This window comes from Paenibacillus sp. FSL R7-0345, from assembly GCF_038595055.1.
In the GTDB taxonomy this organism is placed as follows: Bacteria; Bacillota; Bacilli; order Paenibacillales; family Paenibacillaceae; genus Paenibacillus_AQ.
In genome coordinates this window covers 2395350-2419602 of sequence record NZ_CP152002.1, presented here as the reverse complement: position 1 = coordinate 2419602, position 24253 = coordinate 2395350, and the positions used below count along the sequence as shown (strand labels likewise).

General features: G+C 51.9%; 15 protein-coding genes. 3 read left to right on the top strand and 12 right to left on the bottom strand.

The window, feature by feature from the left end; genetic code table 11:
* Positions 1-77: 77 nt before the first annotated feature.
* The 8 genes from nspC to clpP all read right to left on the bottom strand — a co-directional run bounded on the left by nspC (position 78) and on the right by clpP (position 13788).
* The gene (gene nspC / locus NST84_RS10060; protein WP_342565444.1) at positions 78-1223 is read right to left on the bottom strand and encodes a carboxynorspermidine decarboxylase; all 1146 of its coding nucleotides are present in this window, start codon (positions 1221-1223) and stop codon (positions 78-80) included.
* A gap of 11 nt (positions 1224-1234) precedes the next feature.
* Complete coding sequence (locus NST84_RS10055) at positions 1235-2434, bottom strand: saccharopine dehydrogenase family protein (protein ID WP_090715366.1); 1200 nt, start codon at positions 2432-2434, stop codon at positions 1235-1237.
* 739 nt (positions 2435-3173) lie between these two features.
* Entirely contained in the window at positions 3174-4208 is a 1035-nt protein-coding gene (locus NST84_RS10050; protein WP_342565443.1) for an iron ABC transporter permease, read from the bottom strand.
* A 7-nt stretch (positions 4209-4215) separates the two neighbouring features.
* Positions 4216-5232, bottom strand: a complete 1017-nt coding sequence (locus tag NST84_RS10045) for an iron ABC transporter permease (protein ID WP_342565442.1) — start codon at positions 5230-5232, stop codon at positions 4216-4218.
* 105 nt (positions 5233-5337) lie between these two features.
* A complete protein-coding gene (locus tag NST84_RS10040) occupies positions 5338-7002 on the bottom strand; it encodes an AraC family transcriptional regulator (protein WP_342565441.1) in 1665 nt (554 codons plus the stop codon).
* A gap of 142 nt (positions 7003-7144) precedes the next feature.
* Positions 7145-12697, bottom strand: a complete 5553-nt coding sequence (locus NST84_RS10035; protein ID WP_342565440.1) for an Ig-like domain-containing protein — start codon at positions 12695-12697, stop codon at positions 7145-7147.
* 282 nt (positions 12698-12979) lie between these two features.
* Complete coding sequence (locus NST84_RS10030; RefSeq protein ID WP_342565439.1) at positions 12980-13186, bottom strand: hypothetical protein; 207 nt, start codon at positions 13184-13186, stop codon at positions 12980-12982.
* A gap of 20 nt (positions 13187-13206) precedes the next feature.
* Positions 13207-13788 carry an ATP-dependent Clp endopeptidase proteolytic subunit ClpP gene (clpP, locus tag NST84_RS10025; protein ID WP_342565438.1) on the bottom strand — a complete coding sequence of 194 codons (582 nt, stop codon included), beginning with the start codon at positions 13786-13788 and terminating at the stop codon, positions 13207-13209.
* A 201-nt stretch (positions 13789-13989) separates the two neighbouring features.
* Here clpP and NST84_RS10020 point away from each other — a divergent pair, with 201 nt between their 5' ends.
* Positions 13990-14739, top strand: a complete 750-nt coding sequence (locus NST84_RS10020) for an RNA polymerase sigma factor (RefSeq protein ID WP_342565437.1) — start codon at positions 13990-13992, stop codon at positions 14737-14739.
* 29 nt (positions 14740-14768) lie between these two features.
* Positions 14769-15662: an NAD-dependent epimerase/dehydratase family protein gene (locus NST84_RS10015; RefSeq protein ID WP_342565436.1), complete on the top strand. Its 894-nt coding sequence runs from the start codon at positions 14769-14771 to the stop codon at positions 15660-15662.
* Here the strand turns inward: NST84_RS10015 and NST84_RS10010 are convergent.
* From NST84_RS10010 to NST84_RS10000, 3 genes are all read right to left on the bottom strand, one after another.
* Positions 15642-17435, bottom strand: coding sequence for a methyl-accepting chemotaxis protein (locus tag NST84_RS10010; protein WP_342565435.1), 1794 nt, complete (start codon positions 17433-17435; stop codon positions 15642-15644). The two genes, NST84_RS10015 and NST84_RS10010, sit on opposite strands and share 21 nt — an antisense overlap.
* A 245-nt stretch (positions 17436-17680) precedes the next feature.
* Positions 17681-18091, bottom strand: coding sequence for a VOC family protein (locus NST84_RS10005; protein ID WP_342565434.1), 411 nt, complete (start codon positions 18089-18091; stop codon positions 17681-17683).
* A 158-nt stretch (positions 18092-18249) separates the two neighbouring features.
* Positions 18250-22323, bottom strand: coding sequence for a choice-of-anchor I family protein (locus tag NST84_RS10000; RefSeq protein WP_342565433.1), 4074 nt, complete (start codon positions 22321-22323; stop codon positions 18250-18252).
* A gap of 112 nt (positions 22324-22435) precedes the next feature.
* Here NST84_RS10000 and NST84_RS09995 point away from each other — a divergent pair, with 112 nt between their 5' ends.
* The gene (locus tag NST84_RS09995) at positions 22436-23680 is read left to right on the top strand and encodes a glycosyltransferase family 1 protein (RefSeq protein WP_342565432.1); all 1245 of its coding nucleotides are present in this window, start codon (positions 22436-22438) and stop codon (positions 23678-23680) included.
* A 47-nt stretch (positions 23681-23727) separates the two neighbouring features.
* Here NST84_RS09995 and NST84_RS09990 read toward each other — a convergent pair whose 3' ends face one another.
* Complete coding sequence (locus tag NST84_RS09990; RefSeq protein WP_342565431.1) at positions 23728-24156, bottom strand: hypothetical protein; 429 nt, start codon at positions 24154-24156, stop codon at positions 23728-23730.
* Between the last annotated feature and the right edge of the window lie 97 nt (positions 24157-24253).

Genomic DNA, 24253 nt, shown 5'->3' with positions numbered 1-24253 from the left:
TATCTCGAGCAAATGTAAAAAAGCGCCCTGCAAGCCAGCTTCAGCCGGCCCACAAGGCGCTCTATTATAAGAAAGAATTAAGACAAACGGCCGCTGAAGTCGCTGTACTCAAACTCGCGGATGATCTTCAGGCCTTCTTCATCGTTATAAGATGCGATGGCCGGCAGGTTCACGCCGTTAAACATATGGTTCTTCACCATTGAATAAATCGCCATGTCAAGGAAGACCAGCTTGTCGCCGTATTTCAGCGGTTCCGGGAAGGAATAATCCCCGATAATATCTCCGGCCAGACAAGTCATACCGCCGAGTCTGTACGTATACGGAAACTCTCCAGGCTGTCCGGAGCCGATGATGTTCGGCCGGTAAGGCATCGCCAGCACGTCAGGCATATGGCACTCGGCCGATGTGTCAAGAATGGCAATGTCCATGCCGTTATGCATTGTATCCAGTACAGTAGCTACAAGGTATCCGGTGTTCAGCGCAACCGCTTCGCCCGGCTCCAGGTAGATCTGTACATTATAGGTTTCTTTCATATGAAGGATACACTTGATCAGTGTCTCCAGATCGTAATCATCACGGGTAATGTGATGGCCGCCACCGAAGTTGAGCCATTTCATACCGTGCAGATACTGACCGAACTTCTCCTCAACAACCTTGAGCGTGCGCTCTAGTGTATCGGAGTTCTGCTCACACATAGTGTGGAAATGCAAACCTTCAATACCGTCGAGCTCTTCCGGACGGAAGTTCGGCAGCGTTACACCCATACGGGAGTAGTTGTAGCAAGGGTCATACAGCGGCACTTCAATCTCGGAATATTCCGGATTGACACGGATTCCGCAGCTGATTGGCTTGCCGGCATTCTGTACGCGGTCCTTGAACCGGTTCCACTGGTCAAACGAGTTGAACACAATGTGGTCAGTATAGCCAAGCAGCTCGTCGAATTCACGGTCCATGTACGCCGGTGCATAGACATGCACTTCCTTGCCCATCTCCTCGAAGCCCAGACGGGCTTCGAACAGGGAGCTGGAGGTAACACCATGCAGGTATTTGCCCACCAGCGGGTACAGCGCGTGCATGGAGAACCCTTTTTGCGCCAGAAGAATCTTCGCTCCGGTACGCTCCTGCACGTAGTTCAGGGTCTCCAGGTTTTTCTTGAGCAGCCGCTCATCGACAAGATAGGCAGGTGACGGCAGCGAGCTGATGTCGATATCGATTTCTTTCATTGCCTTACGCCCTAGTCCAGCAGCGTCGGCGAGAAATCTTCTTGCCAAGGCAGCCCGTGTTTATTAAGTGCATCCATGAATGGATCCGGATCGAATTCTTCGATATTGTGTACACCTGGCTTGTTCCAAATGCCTTTGATGATCATCATAGCCCCGATCATTGCAGGAACGCCAGTTGTGTAGGAAATGGCTTGGGAGCCCACTTCTCTGTAGCATTCTTCGTGATCGCAGACATTGTAGACATAATACGTTTTTGGCTGGCCGTCTTTGGTGCCTTGGATGATGCAGCCGATGTTGGTTTTACCTTTGGTTCTTGGTCCCAGGGAAGCCGGGTCAGGCAGGATTGCCTTCAGGAACTGCAAAGGAATAATTTCTTTGCCCTCATACATGATCGGCTCGATCGAAGTCATGCCGACATTTTCAAGCACCTTCAGGTGAGTCAGGTAGTTCTGCGAGAAGGTCATCCAGAAACGGATTTTCTTTACGCCTTTAATATTTTTGGCCAGGGACTCCAGCTCTTCATGGTACAAAAGATAGATATCCTTCGGACCGATCTCCGGGAGATCGTAGACTTTTTTCTCGGACAGCGGCGCAGTTTCAATCCACTCCCCGTTCTCGAAGTAACGTCCGTTAGCCGTAATTTCGCGGATATTGATTTCAGGATTGAAGTTGGTGGCAAACGGATAACCATGGTCGCCCGCATTGGCATCCACAATATCAATCGTGTGAATTTCGTCAAAATAATGCTTCTGCGCATACGCAGTGAATACACCGGTTACGCCAGGGTCAAAGCCGCTGCCCAGCAATGCTGTAATTCCGGCCTTTTCAAATCTTTCCTTGTACGCCCACTGCCAGGAATACTCAAATTTCGCGGTATCCTGCGGTTCGTAGTTCGCTGTATCTACATAATGCACTCCGGTAGCCAGGCAAGCATCCATGATCGTCAGATCCTGGTATGGGAGAGCCACATTAATCACGACATCCGGCTGGAAGCTCTTAATCAGTTCAATAACTTCTTCCGTGTTGTCAGCATCAAGCTGAGCCGTAGAAATCTTCGTCTGGCCGCCATCCAGTTTCTCCTTAAGAGCATCGCATTTCGCGACCGTACGGCTGGCAATACAGATCTCTTCGAATACATCCGGGTTCTGGCAGCATTTATGAACAACAACGCTTGCTACACCGCCAGCGCCAATAATTAACGCTTTTCCCACAATTAATAACCCCCTAAATTTGCTTAAGTTATTAGTTATTAGCCTTGCTGCTCTGGATCCGTTTCGTTGTCAGTCGTTTCGTTTCATCAAGCTTGGGCAGGCTACATCCTATGAAAAATCAACAACGCTGATTATACAGAAACATTCTCAATAAATCAATAAAAAACGACAAAAATTGATATGTTCCCTGTAAAATCTAATGTTTTCTCCATTAATACTCTTCAATTCGTAAGAATACACTCAATTACTCCGTTTTCCTGCAATTATTAGCTTAATTTAATTACAGATATTCAGATAGTGCCGGATGATCCTCCGCATATGAAGCCAACCGGATTATTGTATCACAGCAGAGGTCTTCTTCATACAATTTATTTAAAAATGAATGAAAATCTCCTCACCTCCCGGTTCGTTCCGCATAGATCTGCCAGGTCTTAGTCAGCCAAAACGGTGTTCAAACCGGTCTCAATCAAGACTGCTTTTACCGCGGCAAAAAGGCCGCAATATGTTCTTTTACCCTTTTTTGTCCCTCCACTAACTGCGGGCCCAGCACCACTGCGCATTGGAAGAGGATCCGAATCGTTATTTAGAGTTGTTATAGGTTGTCCCATTCACCCGATACTCATCATAATCAGAATAAAAATAGTACACAAAAAAGAAGCGGCATCTCTGCCGCTCCAGCACTTTTATCCTAATAAGGTCCTATAAGGAATCCTATAAGAACATCGGGGGGGGGATATATCTATCTGCTACGGTTCCTGAACAGCAGGAAGATGAAATACGGCACTCCAATAATCGATATTACGATGCCTACAGGCAGCTGACTTGGAGCAAACACTGTTTTTCCGACAAAATCAGCCAGGATCACCATCAGCATGCCGATCAGGCCGCATAACGGAACGATATACTTGTAGGTGTTACCAATCAGGCGCCGGGCAATATGCGGGGCAATCAGTCCGACAAAACCTATACTTCCCGAGACAGACACACACGCGCTGACCAGTCCGACACAGCAGAGCAGCAGAATCTGCCGTTCCCTGCCTACGGCTACGCCCACTCCTTTGACGCTAACCTCATGCAGCTGCAGCAGATCCAGCACCGCCGCCCGCCGCCAGATGACTGGAGTCAGAAGAACCAGCCAGGGAAGCGTTGAGAGGATTTGTCTCCAGTTCGCATTGTTGATACTCCCCGCCAGCCAGACAGTGGCCATTTCGAAGTTCTCCGGGTCCATTTTGAGCGATACATATAGCGTCACTGCACCGAAACCTGACGCTAAAGCGATTCCGACAAGAATTAACTGCTGCGGATGAAATTCGCCCTGATTTCTGGCAAACAGGTAGAGCAGGACGATGGATACCAGACCGCCTATAAATCCGAACATCGGCATGCTCATTACCGAGATCCAGCCCGGCGCTTTGATGCTGCCCCCGGTTAGGAACATGAATACGACAACAAAGGCTCCTGCCGCCGCATGGATACCCAGAATTCCCGGGTCTGCCAGCGAGTTGCGGGTAATCCCCTGCAGCACTGCCCCGGCAATGCCGAGCCCGAAGCCAACCAGTGCCCCCAGCAGAATACGCGGAAGCCGGAATTCGAAGATGACCAGATCGTGATCGGCTACCGGATGATACCGCAGCAGTGTGCGCACAACATCTGCTTCCGAAATGTCAAACGTGCCGTTGGTCAGACTGACATACATTAAGACGACCGTCAGGGCTGTTAAGAGCAGGAACAGGCTCCAGAAGGTCCGTGCCTTGGATTTAGGCTGCAATTTCATAATATCCTCAGGAATGGCTGCCGCCCCCTCTCGTTTTGATCAGGTAGAGGAAGAACGGCACACCAAACAGCGCCGTTACCACACCGACCGGCGTCTCAAACGGAAAATGAATGTACCGGCTGATGAGATCACAGAAGACCAGGAAGAAGGCTCCGGCAAAAGCGGAAAACGGGACGATCTTCCGGTAATCCTGCCCGATCAGAAAACGTGTAATATGCGGAATAATCAGGCCGATAAATGCGATTTTACCCGCAATAGCTACAGAGATCCCGGTCAGCAGGACGACACTCAGCATCGTCAGCAGTTTGATCGTGTCCACCTTCAGCCCAAGACCGGCGGCCGTCTCGTCTCCGAGTGAGAGCATCGTCACAGGCCGGGCCATCAGCAGGGCAAGCAACAACCCTACAACAGCGAATGGAATCGCCAGTCTGATAATGGCCGGGTCCATCATATGCAGGCGGGCATTGTACCAGAAGCTGATATTTTGCGATACCTGAAAATAGACGGCCAGCGCCTGTGACACCCCGCCGAGGAACGTGCCGATGATTGTGCCCAGCACGGCCAGGGTCAACGGTGATACACCCCCGGGCAGCAGCTTCGCCGTACCGAAGACCAGCAGCGCCCCGAGTGCGGAACCGGCCAGCGAATACAGAATCATCGTCATGGACGAAGCGTCAGGCAGGAATACCATGCACAGCGTAACAGCAAATACAGAGCCGTCACTGATCCCCATAATAGACGGGGAGGCCAGGTAATTCCGGGTCATCCCCTGCATGAGGGCTCCCGACACAGCCAGAAAAGCACCAATTAGCAGTGCGCCGGCCGTACGGGGAATCCGCGACGTCTGGACGATCACATGATCAATGTTCTCCGGGTCCATATGAAAAACCGCATCCCGGACCGTAGCTAAACTCATCGACTTCGACCCGTAGGCTACGGATAATACACTAACAATAATAATGAGCACAGCCGCCAGCATCAGCAGGAAAGCTGTCTTGACTCCGCTTGTCTGTTTCAATGTCATCCCACTCTTTATGTACTTTTATATTGATAACATAAGTGATAATGATTATCAATTAGAAGTATAACGAAGGTGGTTAACCAGCACCATGGACAAATTGCGGAACAACTATGGACGATTGACCGGAAGCAGCTGCAGAAGCTGGCGCAGCATCCGCAGCTGGGCATACGCGGATTCCTCCCGCCATGGGTCTGAGCTCAGTGCATGGACCTGATGACGCTGGACCGCAGGAATTCTCAGCCACTGCGGATCAACCTGCAGCTTCTTCCACTCGCCAAGCGTATCATATTCCTGGCGGATCAGCATCAGGACATAATCCGGCTGCAGCTCTGCAAGCCTTGCCGGCGTGACGGGAACATTGTACACCTCCTGCCCGCATTCGTAAGCCGGATGCAGCTCAAGCTCACGGTACAGGAGGCTTGCCATGCCCTCGTTGCAGTGCAGGAACAGCCGGCTGCCCAGCATCCGGACCACTGTGACAGAACGCTCGCTTACGCCTTCGTGCAGGCGTTCCTTGGCAGCCTGTACCTCCCAGTCAAAGGCGGACAGCCATTGACCGCATTGCCACTCTTCACCCAGGAACCTGGCCAGCTCCTGAAACTGTCCGCGCCAGTCCGCGCTGTCCCTGGAGAGATCATGCACATCTGCTATCCGCTCAAGCTCTGCCCGCTCTTCACCGGCAAGCCCCGGCGGGGCAAGAATAAGCTCAGCTCCGGAGTGCTTCAGCAGCTCGATGTTGGACAACCATTCCTGGTTATTGCGGTAAGCACTGATATGTACAGGAATATCGGCACGGTAATTCCGGTAATAATACTCTGTCCATTTCGGATGCAGCGCCGCCGCATACGGAGTAATATTCAGCGGCAGCAGCTGGCCGAGCAGACCCGGGGTATATGCAGCCAGCTTGCGCCGGCGGCTCTTCATATAGACGGCAGGCGGCATGCCGATCCTCTTTTTAAATTTGCGGCTGAAATAAAATTCATCGGCATATCCGACCTTATGGGCAATTTCCCTCAGCTTCGCGCCGCTCTCCGCCATCAGCCGCTTGGCCTGCTGCAGGCGCAGCTCGGCAGCGTATTCCATTGCGCTTTTACCATACTTCTTCTTATACAGATCCACGAAATATTTAGCACTGAAATCAGCGGACTGGGCGACCTGTTCGACGGTCAGCGGTTCCGTATAATGGGCTTCTATGTATTGCCTGGCTTGCTCCAGGGCCGAGTTCGTATCCCGCGGACGCTGCAGAGTGCCTGTCCGGAGCTCATACAGCAGCTCCTGGAAAGCAAGCTGATCCCGGTAGCCGATTGACCCGCCTGTTAGGCCGGAGAGCTGACACAGCCTGCTCCATTTGGCAGCCAGCTCACTTGAGGGATTAAACGGCAGCCTGCCGTCCCCCTCATATAACCGGATTCCCTTCGCCGGGATCAGATGTCCGGTATCTCCTGACTTGCCGTAGGAATATGCTTCAAAATACAAGATATACATCTTAAGTCCTCCGGCCGGCTGCACGAATCCACAGGTTTGTTCCGGTAAAAGAAGCAGCGCTGAACCCGCACTCAGCTCATACTGGGCATGATCAGTGAAAAACTGCACAGAACCGCTTGTCACCACGACAAGTGCATAGGAGAAAAGCAGCTGCTGCCCCAGAGGAGTCTCCCCCGTCCCTTTCAGGGCCTGAACAGACAGAAGCCGGAACGAGAGCCGGTCCCAGTCCACTGCATCCTCTTGTTCTTCTATAGAAGCTAACCGTTGTACGGAATGAACAGATTCCATTTCCTTGCACCCTCCATACTTGACTGATTAATATACCTTAAGTATATTGATAACCATTCTCATTAGCAATGAAATCGAGCTGCTCCCAATAAAAAAATCCCTTCCCCGTCAGAAGACGAAGGAAGGGATTTTCTGATTGTTATTATTCCGCGGTATGATCCACAGAGGCCGCTTGAATGCTGCCGTATGCCCAGTACTGGGCAGGGACATCAGTCCACTTTTGCGCCGCGCTGGTTAATGGAGCGATTCCAAGGGCACGGTTGATGATGGTTACTGTTTCAGCACGGGTTAACGATTGGTTCGGACGGAAGGTTCCGTCTTCATAACCGGTGATAATACCCGCCTCAGCTGTCACTTTTACAGCTGCCTGTGCCCAGTGGCCGGCAATATCGCTGAAGTTAACCCCATTTCCTTGAGCACCCGTAATCAGACGGGACAGAATCGTCGCCATTTCGGCTCTTGTGATCGTCTGATTTGGCTTGAAGCTGCCGTCTTCATAACCTTTCATGATTCCGCTAGCGCTCACCTGATTAATTGCGTTTGCCGCCCAGTGTCCGGCAGCAATATCAGTGTAAGCAGCGCCGGAAATAGCCGCTGACTGGTTAAAGGTACGGGCAATGATGCTGGCAATTTCTGCACGGGTAATACTTTGGCCAGGCTTGAAGGTACCGTCAGCATAACCTGTCATATAAGCCTTCACTTCTACCGCAGGCGCTTGTGCAAGAACGACTGTAAATGTGCTGAACTTGTTTACATTAAATTGAATTCCTGACTTACCGGTTTGACCGTAGGGTACAATTTCACCCTTGGCCAGTTCTTTAGTTCCGTCGCTGTGCTCAATATATACTGCCAGCTGCTGAAGCTCTGCCGGTGTTAACGAAGCGCTGTTAATCGGCAGAACGAGCGTTACAGGACGGTTCTGCAGGTTAGTATCAATCTTGATTGGGCGGCTCACCAGCGTAACAAGCTCGCCCCTGGCCAAGTTTTGAATCTCTGTTCTCGCCCGGGCTTCCGCATCAGAAATCTGCTGCTGTGATTTCAGCGGTACCAGATGGAAGTAAACATCTGACACAAAATTAATCAGGGAGCTGCCTGGTACCTTCACTTCTGCATTCACAGTGAAGAGGTCCAGATTGATCTGATTATCGGCAATTTGTTTGCCGGAAGCTGCAGGAATGGTGACTTTCGTTTCTGCAACCTCATCGTTTGCATCAGGAACAAAGATTCTGGCCGTATTGGAGCCGGCAGCCTTAAGCTCATTGATTGCCCGGAGCACTTGTTCCGGAGTGAACGTCAGCTCATCCTTTTTCACGCCGCTTGCATCCTTTGTGCGGGTGATGGCAACGGATGACACTGTTGAACCTTGTGCTGCACCATTCTCAACGTTCGCAGAAATTGTTTCTGTCGAGGAAGACGGAACACTAGGTGCTGGTGCTGCAGGCGTTGAAGGTCCGGGATTTGCCGGTTCCGGATCTGGTGTGACCGGCACAGGAACAGTTGAGAAGTTCCAGACAGCTTTATCCGCAAAGCCAGCGAAGCTGTTGCCTGCCTCATCCTTAAAGGCGTCAGGCTGAACCACTACATAATAGCTGCCTCCTTGCACCAGCAGACCGCTTGTTTTAATCGTTACAGTTGCGTTTGTGATGCTGACAAGAGCTGTGTTATTTGCTTTAATCGCCGTTACAGCCGAATCAGTTGCCGCATTCATAATCACGATCTCTGCATCTCCGGCGGTTACATTCTCATTAAAGCTTAGTGTAAGCGCAGTTGAGACAGGTACATTGACCGCATTATCTGCCGGACTGAAGGCTGTTACTAACGGAGCTGCTGTATCCGGCAGGCTCGTGGTCATAAACCGCCAGGCTGTAATACCGGTGATACCGGCAAAGCTATTGCCTGCCAAATCTTTAAAGGCTCCTTCAGTAATCCGTACAAAATAACTTGTGCCATATTCGAGATCGTTAACCGGATTAATCGTAACTACGTTATTCTGGATCGTGACATTACCGGAATTAGCCGGAATAGTCACAACCGGATTCATTTCATCCGTGCTTTTGAAAATCTCAATGCGGCCATCTGACTTCACTACATTCTCACTGAACGTAAGAGCCAGATTAGCGCTTGTTGCTACTTCAGTTGCCCAGGACTCCGGCGCATATGTGCTTACCGTTGGCGAGGTTCTATCAGGTACAGCTGTTGTTGTAAACTGCCAGGCCGTGTTATTCGTGATGCCGGCATAGCTGTTGCCTGCCGTGTCTTTGAATGCACCAGATCCGACTCTTACATAGTAACTTGCAGCATAGCCCAGATCATTAGCCGGATTAATGGTTACTACGTTATCCAGAATGACAGCATCCTGGGCGGAAATTGTAGCTACCGGTGTGTTGTTCGCACTGTTGTAGATTACAATGTTACCTTCACCCGCCACTACATTCTCACTGAAGGTAAGCGTCAGGTTCGTTTCAACCGCTACATCCGCTGACCCGTTCTCAGGTGAAAATGCACTTACTGTTGGAGCAGTCGTATCCGGTGCAGCAACAGTTGTAAACTTCCAGGTTGTACTGTCAGAGATACCGGCAAAGTAGCTGCCTCCGGCACCTTTGAATGCGCCAGACTCGATTTGTACAAAGTAGGTAGAGCTGTAGGCCAAATCATTCGGCAGATCAACTGTCACCACATTGTCTTTGACCGCTACAAACGGGGTATTGACAGAAATCGTCATTACCGGATTAACGCTATCCGCACTGTTGAAAATCTTAATGTTGCCATCGGCCTTCGTTACATTTTCGCTGAACGTAAGCACCAGATTAGCATCTTTAGCAACACCTGTTGCTCCGCTCACAGGCGAATACAGGCTTACAGTCGGCGGTGCGCCAATCGTAGTAAATTTCCAGGTTGTATTGTTCGTGATACCAGCATAAGCATTGCCTGCTGTATCTTTGAATGCATTGTCCGCAATATGAACGTAGTAGCCTGAACCGAAGTCCAGATTATCATCCGGATTGATCGTCACCACGTTGCCTTCAATGTTTACATTCTGGGAAGTGACCGGAATGACCACTGGCTGGGCAGTGACATTCGTGCTGTTATACAGCTCAATATTGCCGGTTGCCTTTTGTACATCCTCACTGAAGGTAACTACAAGATTAGTCCCGGTAGCTACACCTGTAGCCCCGTTCGCAGGCGACAATGTGCTCACTGCCGGCGGTGTCGTATCCGGTTCTTCAATGGTTTTAAAACTCCAGGTTGTGCTGTCAGAGATACCGGCGTAGCCGTTGCCTGCCTCATCCCGGAACGCCCCGCTATCAATATTCACATAATAGGTAGCGTCGTACTCGAACAGATTATATGGAGTAATGGTCACCGTCTTGCCAGAAACTGATACTTTTTCTTCTGTAGTGGCCAGAATGGTATCTACCTCTTCAGTAACCCCATTAGCGCTTTTGAAGATTTTGATAAAACCGTTATCCGCCGTTACTTTCTCGTCAAAAGTAAGAGTCAGTACAGCGTCTCTGGCAACTCCCGTAGCCCCGTTCTCTGGAGAATAGGTTTCTGCAATTGGAGCAGCTGTATCTACGGCTGCAACGGTTTTAAATCTCCATGAACCACTTTCTATCGCTTGGTTACCCGTACTTTGACTTTCGTCATAGAACGCATTAGCTTCTACTGTAACTTCATATTCTGTACCGTTAACCAAATCTTTTTCCGGATTAACTGTCACTTCATTGTTTACTACAGTTACCCTGCTGTCATTCGCCGGGATCTCTTCAACAAGAACGGTTTCAGCCGGGGTTGCATCCGAAATGCTGTGAATATATATTTTTCCGTTAGCCGCCTTTACTTTCTGATTGAATGTAAGCGTAAGATCTGCATCGATCTCTACATTCGTTTCAGAATGCTCCGGGGACAGGCCAATAACCTGCGGTGTGTTGACCACTGGCTTTGACATAATCATCGTACCGGAATCACCGACAGCGATGAACCGGTTCAGGCCGGCAAAATACCCGATGGCATTAAGCGTTTTGGTTGTGCCTGATGTATCCAAGTGCCAATTCTGACCCGCATCGTTCGAGTAATACACATACCCGTTGTCTCCCGCTGCCATAAATAAGCTGTTGCCGGAAGCAACTCCATTCAGATTGACCTGCGGATCGGCTGTATAGGCCGCCCCTTTCGTACTGTCCGGAGAGGCTAACACCTTTCCGGAAACACCAACCGCCATGAATTTATCACTGCCGTAGCTGATATCATTCAGCAGCTTGCTGTCTGCTTTAGAAACTTCCGCTTTCCATTCCGTTCCGTTCAGGGAAGAGACAACGGTGCCGTCAGAACCTACAGCCACATATTTGTTATTGCCGTATGCAACAGCATTTAAATGACTCACGGTCTTACTGTCAGTGACTTTCGTCCAGTTAACCCCGTCTGCAGACGTTACAATTTTCCCGCTGTTGCCTACAGCAACAAAAAGATTGCCGCCATAAACGATGCCGTTAAGCGTAGTACTGTCTACCGACGTACCTGCTGACCAGCTTGTGCCGTTATTGCTGGAGGTCAAGGTTTGTCCGTTCGCTCCGACCGTTACAAACTTGCCGCTGCCATAAGCAATGCTGTTAATATCGCCGGTAGTGCCGCTGACAACCTTAGTCCATACTCTGCCATCAGTGGAAGTACCGATCAATCCGTCGGTACCAGCAGTAATATAGGTACTATTCGCAAAGGTAATCGTCTTCAGCGCGCTTGGAGTAGGGGAGCTGAATTTTTCCCAATTGCTCACTCCATTCGTACTCTTTGTAGCAAAAAATATAGCACCCTCTGAGCCAATGATATAATAGCCTGCATCAGTGGCTTTGATTTTCAACAAATTATCCGTAGTACCAGCTACCGAGACTGAACCGTTCCAGCCAGTCGTGCCGTCACCTGAATATAGCAGCTTGCCTGAATCACCGGCAATGAAAAACCGGTTGCTGTTAAAAGATACACTGTTGAGATTCGAGGTAACGCCGCTCGTTCCTTTTGTCCATGTACCCAAAGCGTTCGGAGCGCTCAGAATCTCTCCTTCTGCTCCGGCTGCAACAAACACATTGCCCCCATAACTGATGCCATTCAGATCCTTATCCGAACCGGATTCCTGTTTCGCCCAGGCCGATCCTTCTGAGAAATGAAGGATTGTGCCGTTATCACCCACAGCAACAAACTTGCTGTCACCATAAACAACAGCGTTCAGATCTACATTAACGCCCGAGGCAGGAGCAAACCAGGTAACACCGTCGTCTGAAGAAGTAATTACCTTTCCTGAATCGCCGACCGCGACTAATCTGCCGCCGCCGTATACGATTGCATTTAAGTCATCATTGATACCCGTAGTTTGGGGTGTCCAGGATGTGCCATTTGTAGACGTTATGACTGTCCCGTTATCGCCTACAGCCACAAACTTGGCGTTTACGCCTGTGCCTGCATTAATAATATCGTTCAAGTCGTCAGCTACCCCTGAATTACGGATCGCCCATGTCGTGGAGTTGCTTAATGTACCAATGCTTCCCCCTTCACCGACTACAACTACTGTTCCTGCGCCTATCGTTACTCCATTTGCTTTGTTACCGCTTGGCAGTGGACTAATATTCTCCCAGCTTGCCGGAACTGTCTCTACCGGCAGGGCATATACAGGAAATGCTCCTGTTAATAACAAACTGATCATGAGTAACAACGAGGTATACTTTTTCAAACTCCTGCTCATCAACAATGTAATGCTCTCCCCCTTATTCAATCTAAAAGTTATTCCATAGCTTTGATCCATTTTATCAGGCAGCTCTAAACAAACTCTTAACAAATCTCGACAAAATCCGTTTTATCAGACCATAAACAGGGTATTTTTTTCGAAAATATGCTAAAAGTCTTGTTTCTTTTTAATTAGAAGTGTCTAAAAAGCAAAAAAATGCACAAGGAGCTTTCGCCCGCTTGCGCATTTTTTGATCATCCGCTATTGCCCGAATCCGACCCGCGGCCGCTCCCGCTCTTTGGTCTCCAGTGCAACCGCCCGGATCGACGAGATCGGGATATAGAGCAGCTGATATTCACTCCGGTATTTCACGAACTGCCCGTCAAGCTCCTCCAGCACGCCTTCCCTTACACTCGTTCCGTCCAGAAAACGTACTGCCACCTTCTGTCCCAGCAATTCCTGCAGCATGTTGCCCAGCTCCTTTTCGGTTATAAACTTGAAATCACTTTGTCGATGATGCCGTAATTCAGCGCCTCTTCTGCCGTCATGAAATAATCGCGGTCCATATCCCTTGCGACTTTATCAGCCGGCTGGCCGGTACGCTCTGCTGTGATCTGTACGGTCTTCTCCCTGATCTGCAGAATCCGCCTGGCACTGATCGCAATATCGCTGGCCTGACCCTGTGCGCCGCCGTGCGGCTGGTGGATCATAATCTCGCTGTTTGGCAGTGCGAACCGTTTGCCGGGAGCCCCCGCTAGCAGCAGCAGTGATCCAAAGGAAGCCGCAAACCCCGTGCAGATCGTACTGACCTGCGGTTTGATTACCTGCATCGTATCATAAATGCCGAACCCTGCGGTAGTCGACCCGCCGGGACTGTTAATGAACATCTGAATATCCTTCTCCGGATCCTCTGCCGCCAGATACAGCAGCTGGGCAATGATGCTGTTGGCCAGCTGATCATCTATCGCCGCACCGACAAATACGATCCGGTCCTTCAGCAGGCGCGAGTAAATATCGTAGGAACGCTCGCCTCTGCCTGTCTGCTCTACTACATAAGGAATAACACTCATGCTCCATACCTCCTGGGATTTCATTTCACGTGATACCCGGTAATCGGATGACCGCCGGAAAAAGATACGGAGAATGTTGATAAAAAAAGCTGAGCCTGCTGCGTACCTTTTATCAGGAGAAGTTCGCTTATATAATAGAGGGAACTGAATATACGGTGAGGATTACCGAAACAGATTTGCCGAAAAAGGAGAGGACCGCACATGTTAATACTTGATGAACATGATCTATCGGAACCCGCAGCGAATGAGGGCTTACAGCTGCTTAACACTGCACTCAACCGCTATTGCCTGGCGCTTACCCGCTCCGTACAGGAGGCTGAGGATCTGGTCCAGGATACCTGGGCCAAGGCGCTGCACTACAGCGGCTGGTCTGCCAGCCCTAACCGGCAGGCCCTGCTGCTGCGGATTGCCAAAAACACATGGGTAGACAGCCTGCGGCGGAAATCCGCGCTCAGAAGGGCAATGGAGCGTGGACTTCAACCGGCAGATGCCGCCGCGGATAAGGAACCGCATAGCCTGACAGAGCTCGAAACGGCCTTCCATGCCTTGATTAAAGCTTTACCGCCGCTCCAGCTGACGGTATTTCTGATGCGCGATGTGCTTGGCTATCCGGCTCAGGATACTGCAGACCTGCTTGACACCACCGAAGGTGCTGTCAAAGCAGCGCTGTACCGGGCAAGGCAGGCCCTCGGAGCTGTGCGCAAGGAGCTGGCTGCGGATGGGCCCGCCCTGCCCGAAGGCAGTGATTTCCGGCAGCTGCTGAGCGCACTGGCCAAAGCCTATGAGCAGGGACAGCTCCCTGTCATGCTGGAGCTGCTGCGCCGGGAGAATGCCGCCGGGATTACAATGGCGGCAGGCATCAGCACTGTCCAGGCCCGGTACAGTGCGCTTCGCACTGCTGCTGACCGCACCGGAAATTCCGGGGGCGGCCTGCTGAGAATGGCTTCTTAAAGGGAAAAATCCAGATGAGGAGGGAAATGATGAGAAGCATACTTGTACTCGGAGGAACACGTTTTTTCGGTAAACGGCTGGTACAGCGGCTGCTGAAGGATAAAGATACGGAAGTAACCATATTAACGAGAGGACAGACGGAGGATGATTTTGGTGAGCAAGTTACCCGGCTGACTGCCGACCGCTCTGATGCGGAAGCGCTGGCTGATGCAGTGCGCGGCCGTCATTATGATGTGGTCTACGACAACATCTGCTACTCGCCAGACGATGCGGCGGCGGCGGCCCGGATTTTTGCAGATACTGCAGGCCGGTATATTCTGACATCCAGCCTGTCTGTCTATGATCCAAGCAAGCAAATGCTGCGTGAAGCCGATTTTGACCCGGTACATTATCCTGTCACCCTCGGTCCCAAGGAAAATTTCAGCTATCAGGAAGGCAAACGGCTGGCCGAGGCCATATTGCTGAACCAGACCGCTTTTCCTGCGGCAGCCGTCCGTTTTCCGATTGTACTGGGAACAGATGATTACACGCGCCGGCTGCATTTTCATATTGAACACATTCTGGAAGGCAAGCCTGTCGGTATACCGAATCCTGAAGCGCTGATCTCTCTTATCCGGTCTGATGAGGCTGCTGACTTCCTGTATTGGCTGGGCTTCTCGCCGCTGACCGGACCTGTTAACGCCTGCTCGGACGGGGCCATTTCAATTAAGGAAATTATCTCGCTGATCGAAGCCGTTACAGGCAGACAGGCAATCACCCCAGGCCGGTCCGCAGAATCTGATATGTCCCCGTTTGGCATTAGCGAGTCCTGGCATATGGATACAACAAAAGCCCGCTCTGCGGGCTTCGTCTTCCTGCCGCTTACCGGCTGGCTGCCTGAACTGGCTGCAATACTACACGCGTCACTCAGCGATCGCCAGTAACGGAGCCTCGTCTTCGTTGTCCTTGCTGCTGCGGGCTTCCTCTATAATCAGCAGCTGCCCGCCCTGCGGCTTGGAATCCTCTTCCTGTCCGATCTTAAATACGTTAATCTCCCTGAACAGCCGCTGTGAAATCTCGCTGATTTCCAGCGCCTGCCGGGCGATATCATGAATGGCCTGATCCTGCTGGGTGCTCGATGCGTTGACCTCCTGAACGCCTGCTGCTGTCTGTTCAGCTACAGAAGCTACGGAATGGATCGATTCGCCCAGCCGGGAATTGATGGTCCGCGTCACTTCCACCTTGCCGTGGATCTGGGCAATCTGCCGGCTGATTCCGGCAATCGAGCTGTCAATCGCCTTGAAGGAGGCAAGTGTTTCGGCAACCTGGGAGTCCTGCTCTTCCAGGCTTTTTTTGGTTTCCAGCATATCCTCCTGGAATTCCGCCATGCTCTCCTGCAGCTCGCCGATAATCCGGCTGATCAGGATGGAGGAATCGCTGGTCTGTACAGAGAGGTGACGGACTTCATCGGCGATAACAGCAAAGCCCCTGCCGGCCGCCCCTGCCCGCGCTGCTTCAATCGCAGCATTCAGCGAAAGGATATTCGTCTGTTTCGAGATTTCTGTAATCGAATTGGTGATTCGTGAGATGTCCCCGGACTGTTCAACAAGCTTTTCAAGCGCCTTATACACTTTGCTGATAGAAGTATTGGAGCGTTGTGAGATGCGCTGCAGCTCGCCAATGGTTTCCGAGCCTTTGCGTGCATTATGATCCGCTGTTCCGCTTGTAACCAGCATGCCGTCCGTATATTCGGTAATCTCTGCAACCTCACGCTCCAGCTCCTGCAGCAGCAGTGCACTCTGTTCAGACTGTACAGCCTGCTGGTCAGCCCCCACTGAAATTTCCTGAATCGTCCTGACAATTTCCTGATTTGTATTCGCGGTAACCGTTGAGGATTCCTGGAAGGACCGGGAATAATCCGCCAGCGTCGAAGCAACCTGAACTGTCTGGCGCAGCATATCACGCACTCTGGTTACCATATGGTCAAAATGGAAGCTGAGCCGTCCCAGCTCATCATTATACGGGGAATTGATCTGCTGGCGCAGATCGCCTTCGGCGATATTGCGCAGTGCGTGCTGCAGCTTACCCACCGGAGTAAGGAACGAACGTGTCAGCAAGACAGCAAGGATAAGCATGAACAATACTACTGCACCTGCGGCATAATAAACAATGGAAACGGTATTCTGGAGCAAGCTGAAGGATTCAGCCTGCGCCTGCTCCGCATAATCAGCAGCCGACGTATAGAGCGTGGTGTTGATCTTCAGCAGCTGCTGATGGACAGCAAGGGCTTTTGTATGCAGACCGTCGATCTCCTCAAGCACAGTCAACGGGTCAAGGCTGGGATCCTCAAGCGTTACTATCAGCTTACCAACATAACCGGTGTACATATTTATTGCGGTATTCAGCAGCTGCAAATCCTTCCATGCGGTGGTTTCCTTTTCAAAACTGACCGTGGCCACAGCTTCCTTCAGCTGCTGCTGCTTGTCCATAAACGGCTCTGCCAGCTCCAGGTCACTGGATTCGGCAAGTGAGGTTTCCAGGCTGTTCAGCTCCTGCAGCAGCTGGGTGATGGTCGAAACGGTAATTCTTTTTTCCATCTCCGATTTCTGGCGTTCCATTGACAGCTCCACTTGGCTAATCTTCTGCCCCTGAAGCAGAGCAACTCCTAAAAAGATCAGCGAAATCGCAGTAAAACTAAGAATCAGCTTCCATTTCATGGATAAGTGCAGCAACCTTCTTTTCAAGCCAATCATCCCTTCTATTAAAGCTTTTGTCATTTCTTTATGTATGTAATTTTTGCGACAAACTCATTGTAGAAGCTGGATATTAACGGCTCTCCGGGGTTTTGTATGCGGAGTGTAAAGAATCTGTTGCAATATTGTAAACCGGGATACATCCATGGAACATAAAAAGGCAAGCACCCCGGGGGCACCTGCCTGAACCATTTCGTTTGTAAAAAGCTTTACTGAGCAGCACTCTCATCCATGTACACAACTTCCCAAAGATGCCCATCCAGGTCCTGGAAGCTCCAATTATACATGAAGCCATGATCGACCGGAGCATTAAACGGCTTACCGCCGGCATCCAGCGCCTTCTGCACCAGCTCGTCCACCTGTTCTTTGCTTGCAGCGGAGAAGCAGGTAATGACCTCTGCATGGGCAGCAGCATCAATGATCGTCTTGTCCGTAAATGTGCCGAAATAATCCCGTGTCAGCAGCATCGCATACGAATTACCGTTAATGATCATACAGGTTGCATTCTCATCCGTAAACTGAGGATTAAACTCAAATCCGATTGCCGTAAAAAATTCAATCGACCTCTGCAGATTGGCTACGGGCAAATTAATAAACAGCTGGCCTGCCTGAAATCCCATTCGCTGATCACCTCATACATGTATTTGGGGGTGCACCGCTCCATTATAGCATGTAGTGTTCCAGAACAATAAAATTTAAAATACCCGCGCCGCAAAAAATGTCCGGCATGTGTATCACTTTATTTGTGGCGCGGAATATTGCCTGCTGTCCGCCAGTGTTACTGCACAGCCTTCAACAGCTTAGCCAGCAGCTGCGCTGTTTCTTCACGGGTTGCCGAGGCCTGCGGGGCAAAGTTAACCTTGCCGCCCGCCGCTGCCTGGCCGGACAGGATGCCTGCCTGCTGGACTGCTTTTGCAGCTTCCTGAGCGTAGCTGCTGATTGATGCCTGATCAGCGAAGCTTGCAGCTGCCCCGCCGTTCACCGGTAGGCTCCAGTTCATCGCTTCAGCCAGACGGACAATCATCACCGCCAGCTGCTCCCGTGAAACATTGGCCTCAGGCGTAAACTTGCCGTCGCCTGTACCGTTCACGATTCCATTCACACTGGCCCAGCCGACCGCAGCAGCGAAATAATCACCTGCCTGCACATCAGTAAAGCTGCCGGAGGTTGAATTACCCAGCTCGGCACCCGCGAGGCGGGCCAGCAGCAGTGCTGCGTCCCCGCGGCTCAGCTTGCTTTTCAGGCCAAACTGCTCTGCCGAAATACCGGAAATGATACCGCGTGCCGCCAGGTAAGTGATAGAATCCTGCGCGTAGCTGGATGCTGTATCGGTAAACGCCGGCTTGTTATAACCGACGGCATATACCGAGAAATGAGAAGTTCCGAAGGTCAGCTGGCCGGTTTCCGCATTATAGCTGCTTGCCGGGAGCACCGTCAGCCCGCCTGCTGGTGATACATAATAAGCGACCACTGCAGCAGCATCTTCTCCCGCAGCGAGTGTATAAGGGACACTTACTACCGCTCCGCCGGTGCCAAAGCTGGAAACGTTACGGCTGCCGGTCTTAACCTCAAGGCTCACTACCGGGCGGCTGCCGATCAGGCTTGAGCCGGTTGTGAGATTTGCAGCAGCAATCGTCAGGCTGACTGCTTCACCTGCAGCTGCAGTCCGGATAGCCGAGACAGCGGCACGGTCCAGGGAAACTGAGCCGGTTCCGCTTGTAAAGGTCACGGTCTGCGCTGTGCTGCCGGCAATCTCGGTCCACGCTGCCGCAGGAATAGTCAGCGTAGCCGCCCCCGCAGCATCACCCGCTGCCGTGCGGAATACCAGTTCGTCCGCCGCTGAGGTTTTCAGTGCCTCTACAGCAGCCGTCACATCCGCAGCGCTGACCGGATATGAAGAATTGCCTGCTGTATCCACTGTTGCTTTTACTTCCAGTACAGTCTTACCGTTGGAAGTGCTCACAGCAGTAGCCGGTGTGGTTACCCCTGTAGTTGAGCCGCCCGATGGACTTGAACCCGGCTGGCTGATGACCGGATCGGCAGCCTGCACAGTCACCTGTGCTTCAGCCAGACCATAGCCGTCTGCACTGTACACAGAGATTACGGCTGTTCCCGCGGTCAGCGGCGTGACCTTGCCTGCCTGATCTACTGATGCAACGGCTGTATTGGAGGAGCTCCAGCTCAGCCCTTCCGCTCCTTCACCCGCAGGCAGCACTGCTGCTGTAAGCACAGCTGGCGTACTGCCGGCCTGCAGGGACAACGCAGTCTTATCGAGCGTTACCTTGGTCACATTGAGCTGGTAGATTGCAACCGTTCCTCCGACTTCATTGGCGACCAGCACGAGCGGCAGTCCGGTCGGGCTGTCAGCTGCCGCAATAAACTCGATTCCTTCCGGACCGGTGTCTGTCTCCAGATTGTTCTTCGGGGTGAACTCGCGTGTATTAATATAGTTCACAAACTCCGGCTGCTCCGGGTTGGTCACATCATAGGTCATCAGACCGCCGATCCGCTCCAGCCCGACAAAAGCCAGCGCCTTCTGTCCCACCTTGCCGATCTTTACATATTCCGGCTCAGGCCCTTTTTTGCTGCTGCGGCTGTCCAGGGTAGTATTGCTGTTGCTGGCATTGAAGGTTGCCGGCAGCCGTTCAGCCGTAATCTGCTCGAAATCGCTGCCGCCGTCATACACCTGCTTCATGTCAGAAGCGTCCCAGATGGAGAAGGAACGGCCGCCGTACAGATAAATGCCGTCATGCCCCATATCCGACATCACTTCAACACCGTCATACTTTGTTGTTCCGGCCAGGAACTTAGCGGCATCCGAGTCCGGATTGAGCGAGCCCTTTATTTTACCGATGGTGCTGGCATTTTCCTTGCTGTCCCATTCCGTTGCATCGCCTTCGTTGGCTGTGAACAGATATGTTTTACCGTTAACCGTGTACTGGCTGATTCCATCCGGCATGTATACACCGAAGAAGGGTACATTCTCCAGTTGGATCTTGCCGTCATTCACCAGGTCGAGCGCGTTGCCTGGAGCATTCAGGTTCTTCACTCCCAGACCTTTAACCGACAGCAGCTTGCCGGAGGCAATATCTACAGCTGCAATTGCGTTATTCTCCTGAAGACTGACATAAGCCGTTTTCTGGTTTTCGGACAGCTCGATAAATTCCGGCTCCAGATCACGCACGGCATCTTCCTTCGCGCCTTCACCGGTAATCAGCTTCGTCTCCGGGTCTACCGCCCCGCGGATATGCACAAGATCATCAATGACCGCAGGGTTATCGAATTTCATCCGGTTTACGACTTTGGTCACAGTGTCAATAATAGTCACGCTGCCCTCAGGATCACCTGCCAGCGTACGCGGCTCTGCTTCATCAGCAGTCAGAATATACCGGCCGTCTGCCGTGTATTTGACCATGTCCGGCTGAACTCCGGCTTCAAAGGTTTCGAGCAGCTTGCCGTCATAATCCAGCACAAGCACCTTGCCGTTCTTCATTGCATCGGCTTCCTGCACCGCAACAGCAATCCGCTTGGTTGCTGTGTTGATGTCCACGCTGGTCAAATCACCGTAAACAAAACCGCCTGTCTCGGACAGTTCCTCTACATTGATGCTTGTCTCTTTTTCCGGATGCGCACCGTCTTTAAGGTTAACGATATCTACTGTTGCCGGCTGCGCCGAACCGTTTACCAGATAAAATTTACCGTTGTCACGGTTATATCTGACAATCTCGGCCACACCGCCGTTCTTATTCGTCGTTCCAACGGAATATCCGCCGATTTTGGTAATGCTGATTACATCCTGCTTGGGATCAGCAGCGGGCTTGCCCACATCCAGCTTAAGTATCCCGGTAACCTTGGCCGGTGTTGCCGAGCTGTCATAAACGGTATAGCTTACAGTGGATATGCCTGCTGCCAGCGGTGTTCCGCTAATTGTTCCGGTAGCTGCATCCAGCTTAAGGCCTTCCGGCAGCCCCTCTGCTGTGAAGGAGTATGGCTGAACGCCGCCATACACCGACAAAGCAACCGTATATGGTGCACCTGCGGATGCCGCCGGCAGTTCGGTGGTGCCTACGCCGAGCGCCGGCGCCTTGACTCCCCATGCTCCGTCTGTGCTGCTGTGCGGCTTCATCAGATTCATTCCGGCCGCATCCAGATTGTCGAAGCTGATCTGCTTCAGATCGCTTTTATTGTTGTCTGTATCGGTAAAGTCTGCGCGGCGCACGGACTTCTGCTTGGAGGTTCCCTCCTCCTTACCTGTCGGATAATCCCCTTCATAGCCGTCGATGACGGAGCCTTTGTCATTACCCGCCGTGCCGATCATGTCCACGTAAGCGGATGTTTTGCTAGTGAACGGGTTGACTGCAGTCAGCAGGTCCGTATTGCTCAGCAGTACAACCTTCATGCCTTTGTTATTAAAAAGAAGCCCGTTCCACGTCTGATCGCCCTTCCCGCTGATGTCGCTCTGGAAGGTAGGGTTATTTTTGCTATCCGTAATGAGGTATGAGGAATGTGCCTTGATGGTTCCGCTTAGCTCCAGCCTGCTCCAGGCCCCGCTCATTGCCGGATCGGAGTATTGCAGCGACCAGCCGCTCAGGTCCACATCTGTATCTAAAGGGTTATAAAGCTCAATATAGCCGTGTGAAAAATAACCGCCGGTAGTATCCGCATCCCCTCCGCCATACACCTGGTTCACGATAATATGAGGAACATTTACATTATAAGTGCCGTCAGCATTATACGGAGTGCCCGGCAATTGTGCCACAGCGGCAGCAGCTGGAGTTACGCTCCAGGCGGGAACCAGCACGAGTTCAGCAGCCAACAGCAGAGAGAGTAGGGTTGTACCTGATCTTTTCAATTTCGTTGTCACTCCTATTATGTTAATTTTTAAATAACTATAGTAGACGAGTGTTTACTGGCATGCCGTTTTGTATCAACGGAACGTAAAGTACCCGGACAAGCCCCTCTAATTGAAAAAAAGCATTAACATTCCGCTGACTCCCATCAAATATTCACCTGTTATGATCAGGGCAATCAGAGCTCTGGAGGGGATATTGATGCGTCTTGCCCTGTTTTCAGACACTTATCTTCCGCAGACTAACGGCGTTGCCCGTACGCTTCACCGGCTGACCGGCCATCTGCACCGGCGCGGTATCGAACATTTGCTGTTTACCCCGACATCGGTCTCAGAGGAGAACTGCGACGATCCTGTACGCAAAATTTCCAGCATCCCCTTCTTCCTGTATCCGGAGTGCCGGCTGGCCCTGCCTGGTCTATCCTCCATTCAGAATGAGCTGCGCTCCTTCCGCCCCGATCTCCTGCATATGGCTACCCCCTTCAACCTCGGCCTAAGCGGACTGCGCTATGCCCAAAAGCATAACCTCCCGCATATCGCCTCCTACCACACCCATTTCGACCGTTATCTCGGCTATTACCGGATGCGCGGGCTGATTCCGCTGTACTGGAAATACATGAAATGGTTCCACCGTACCTGCGATGCCGTGCTGGCACCCTCCCAGGAGACTGCCGGGGTTCTGCGGGCACACGGTTTTTCCGGCTTACGGCAATGGTCCAGAGGCGTCGACTGCGGACTGTATGATCCGGCTAAGCGTTCGTCAGAGGTGAGGGATCATTTCGGGATCAAGGCTCCGCTGCTGCTGCTCTATGTAGGACGGGTCGCTCCGGAAAAAGATCTCCCCACCCTCATGGCGGCCATGCGCCTGTTGCCGGATTCCGTTGCCGATGCCGTCCATCTGCTGGTGGTGGGCGATGGGCCGCTTCTGCCGGAGCTGCGGGCTGACGCCCCCCGCAATGTCAGCTTCGCCGGCAGCCGGCAAGGCGGGGAGCTGGCAGAGCTGTATGCCTCCGGCGACCTGTTCGTGTTTCCGTCCAGTACGGAAACCTTCGGCAATGTCGTGCTGGAGGCCATGGCCTCCGGCCTGCCGGTAATCGCCGCAGATGCAGGCGGCCCGGGCGAGCTGGTTCTGCCCGGCCGGAGCGGGCTGCTGCTTCAGCCGCAGCAGCCCGCCGCGATGGCCGAAGCCATCTGCCGGCTGACACAGCAGCCGGTGCTGCGGCTGGCGATGGGCCGGGAGGGCCGGCGGCTGGCGCTCAGCCGCTCGTGGGATGAGATTTTTGACCGGCTCATCAGGGACTATGAGGAGGTCATCGAGGCCCGGCGCGGGAAGGATAGCGCAGGGATTTTTACAGCATAGCGGCGGGATTGCAGGACGTTGGAAGGACGAGATGGCGGTATGACCAATTAGCTGATGAGATGGAAAGACGACGGATTGTCGGGATCGTGGGTTGGCTGGCTGGTTGGCGAGATGGCGGTATGACAATTGGTGATGGAATTTGAGGTAGCTGAGGCATTTTTGCCTTTCATTTCGCCATCTGGCCTGTTTTCGCCGAAATCAGAGGCATTTTTGCCTTTCATTTCACCAACTGGCCTGCTTCTGCTGAAATCAGAGGCATTTTTGCCTTTCATTTCGCCAACTGGCCTGCTTCCGCCGAAATCAGAGGCATTTTTGCCTTTCATTCTGCCACCAGGCCTTCTTCTGCTGAAATCAAAGGCATTTTTGCCTTTCATTTCGCCATCCGGCCCGGTTTCGCCGAAATCAGAGGCATTTTTGCCTTTCATTTCGCCAACTGGCCTGCTTCCGCCGAAATCAAAGGCATTTTTGCCTCTCATTTCGCCATCCGGCCTGCTTCTGATGAAATCAGAGGCACGTATGTCCTTGATTGCTAATAACTAGTACTCCTACTATCTCCGCCATCACCAGTCAACT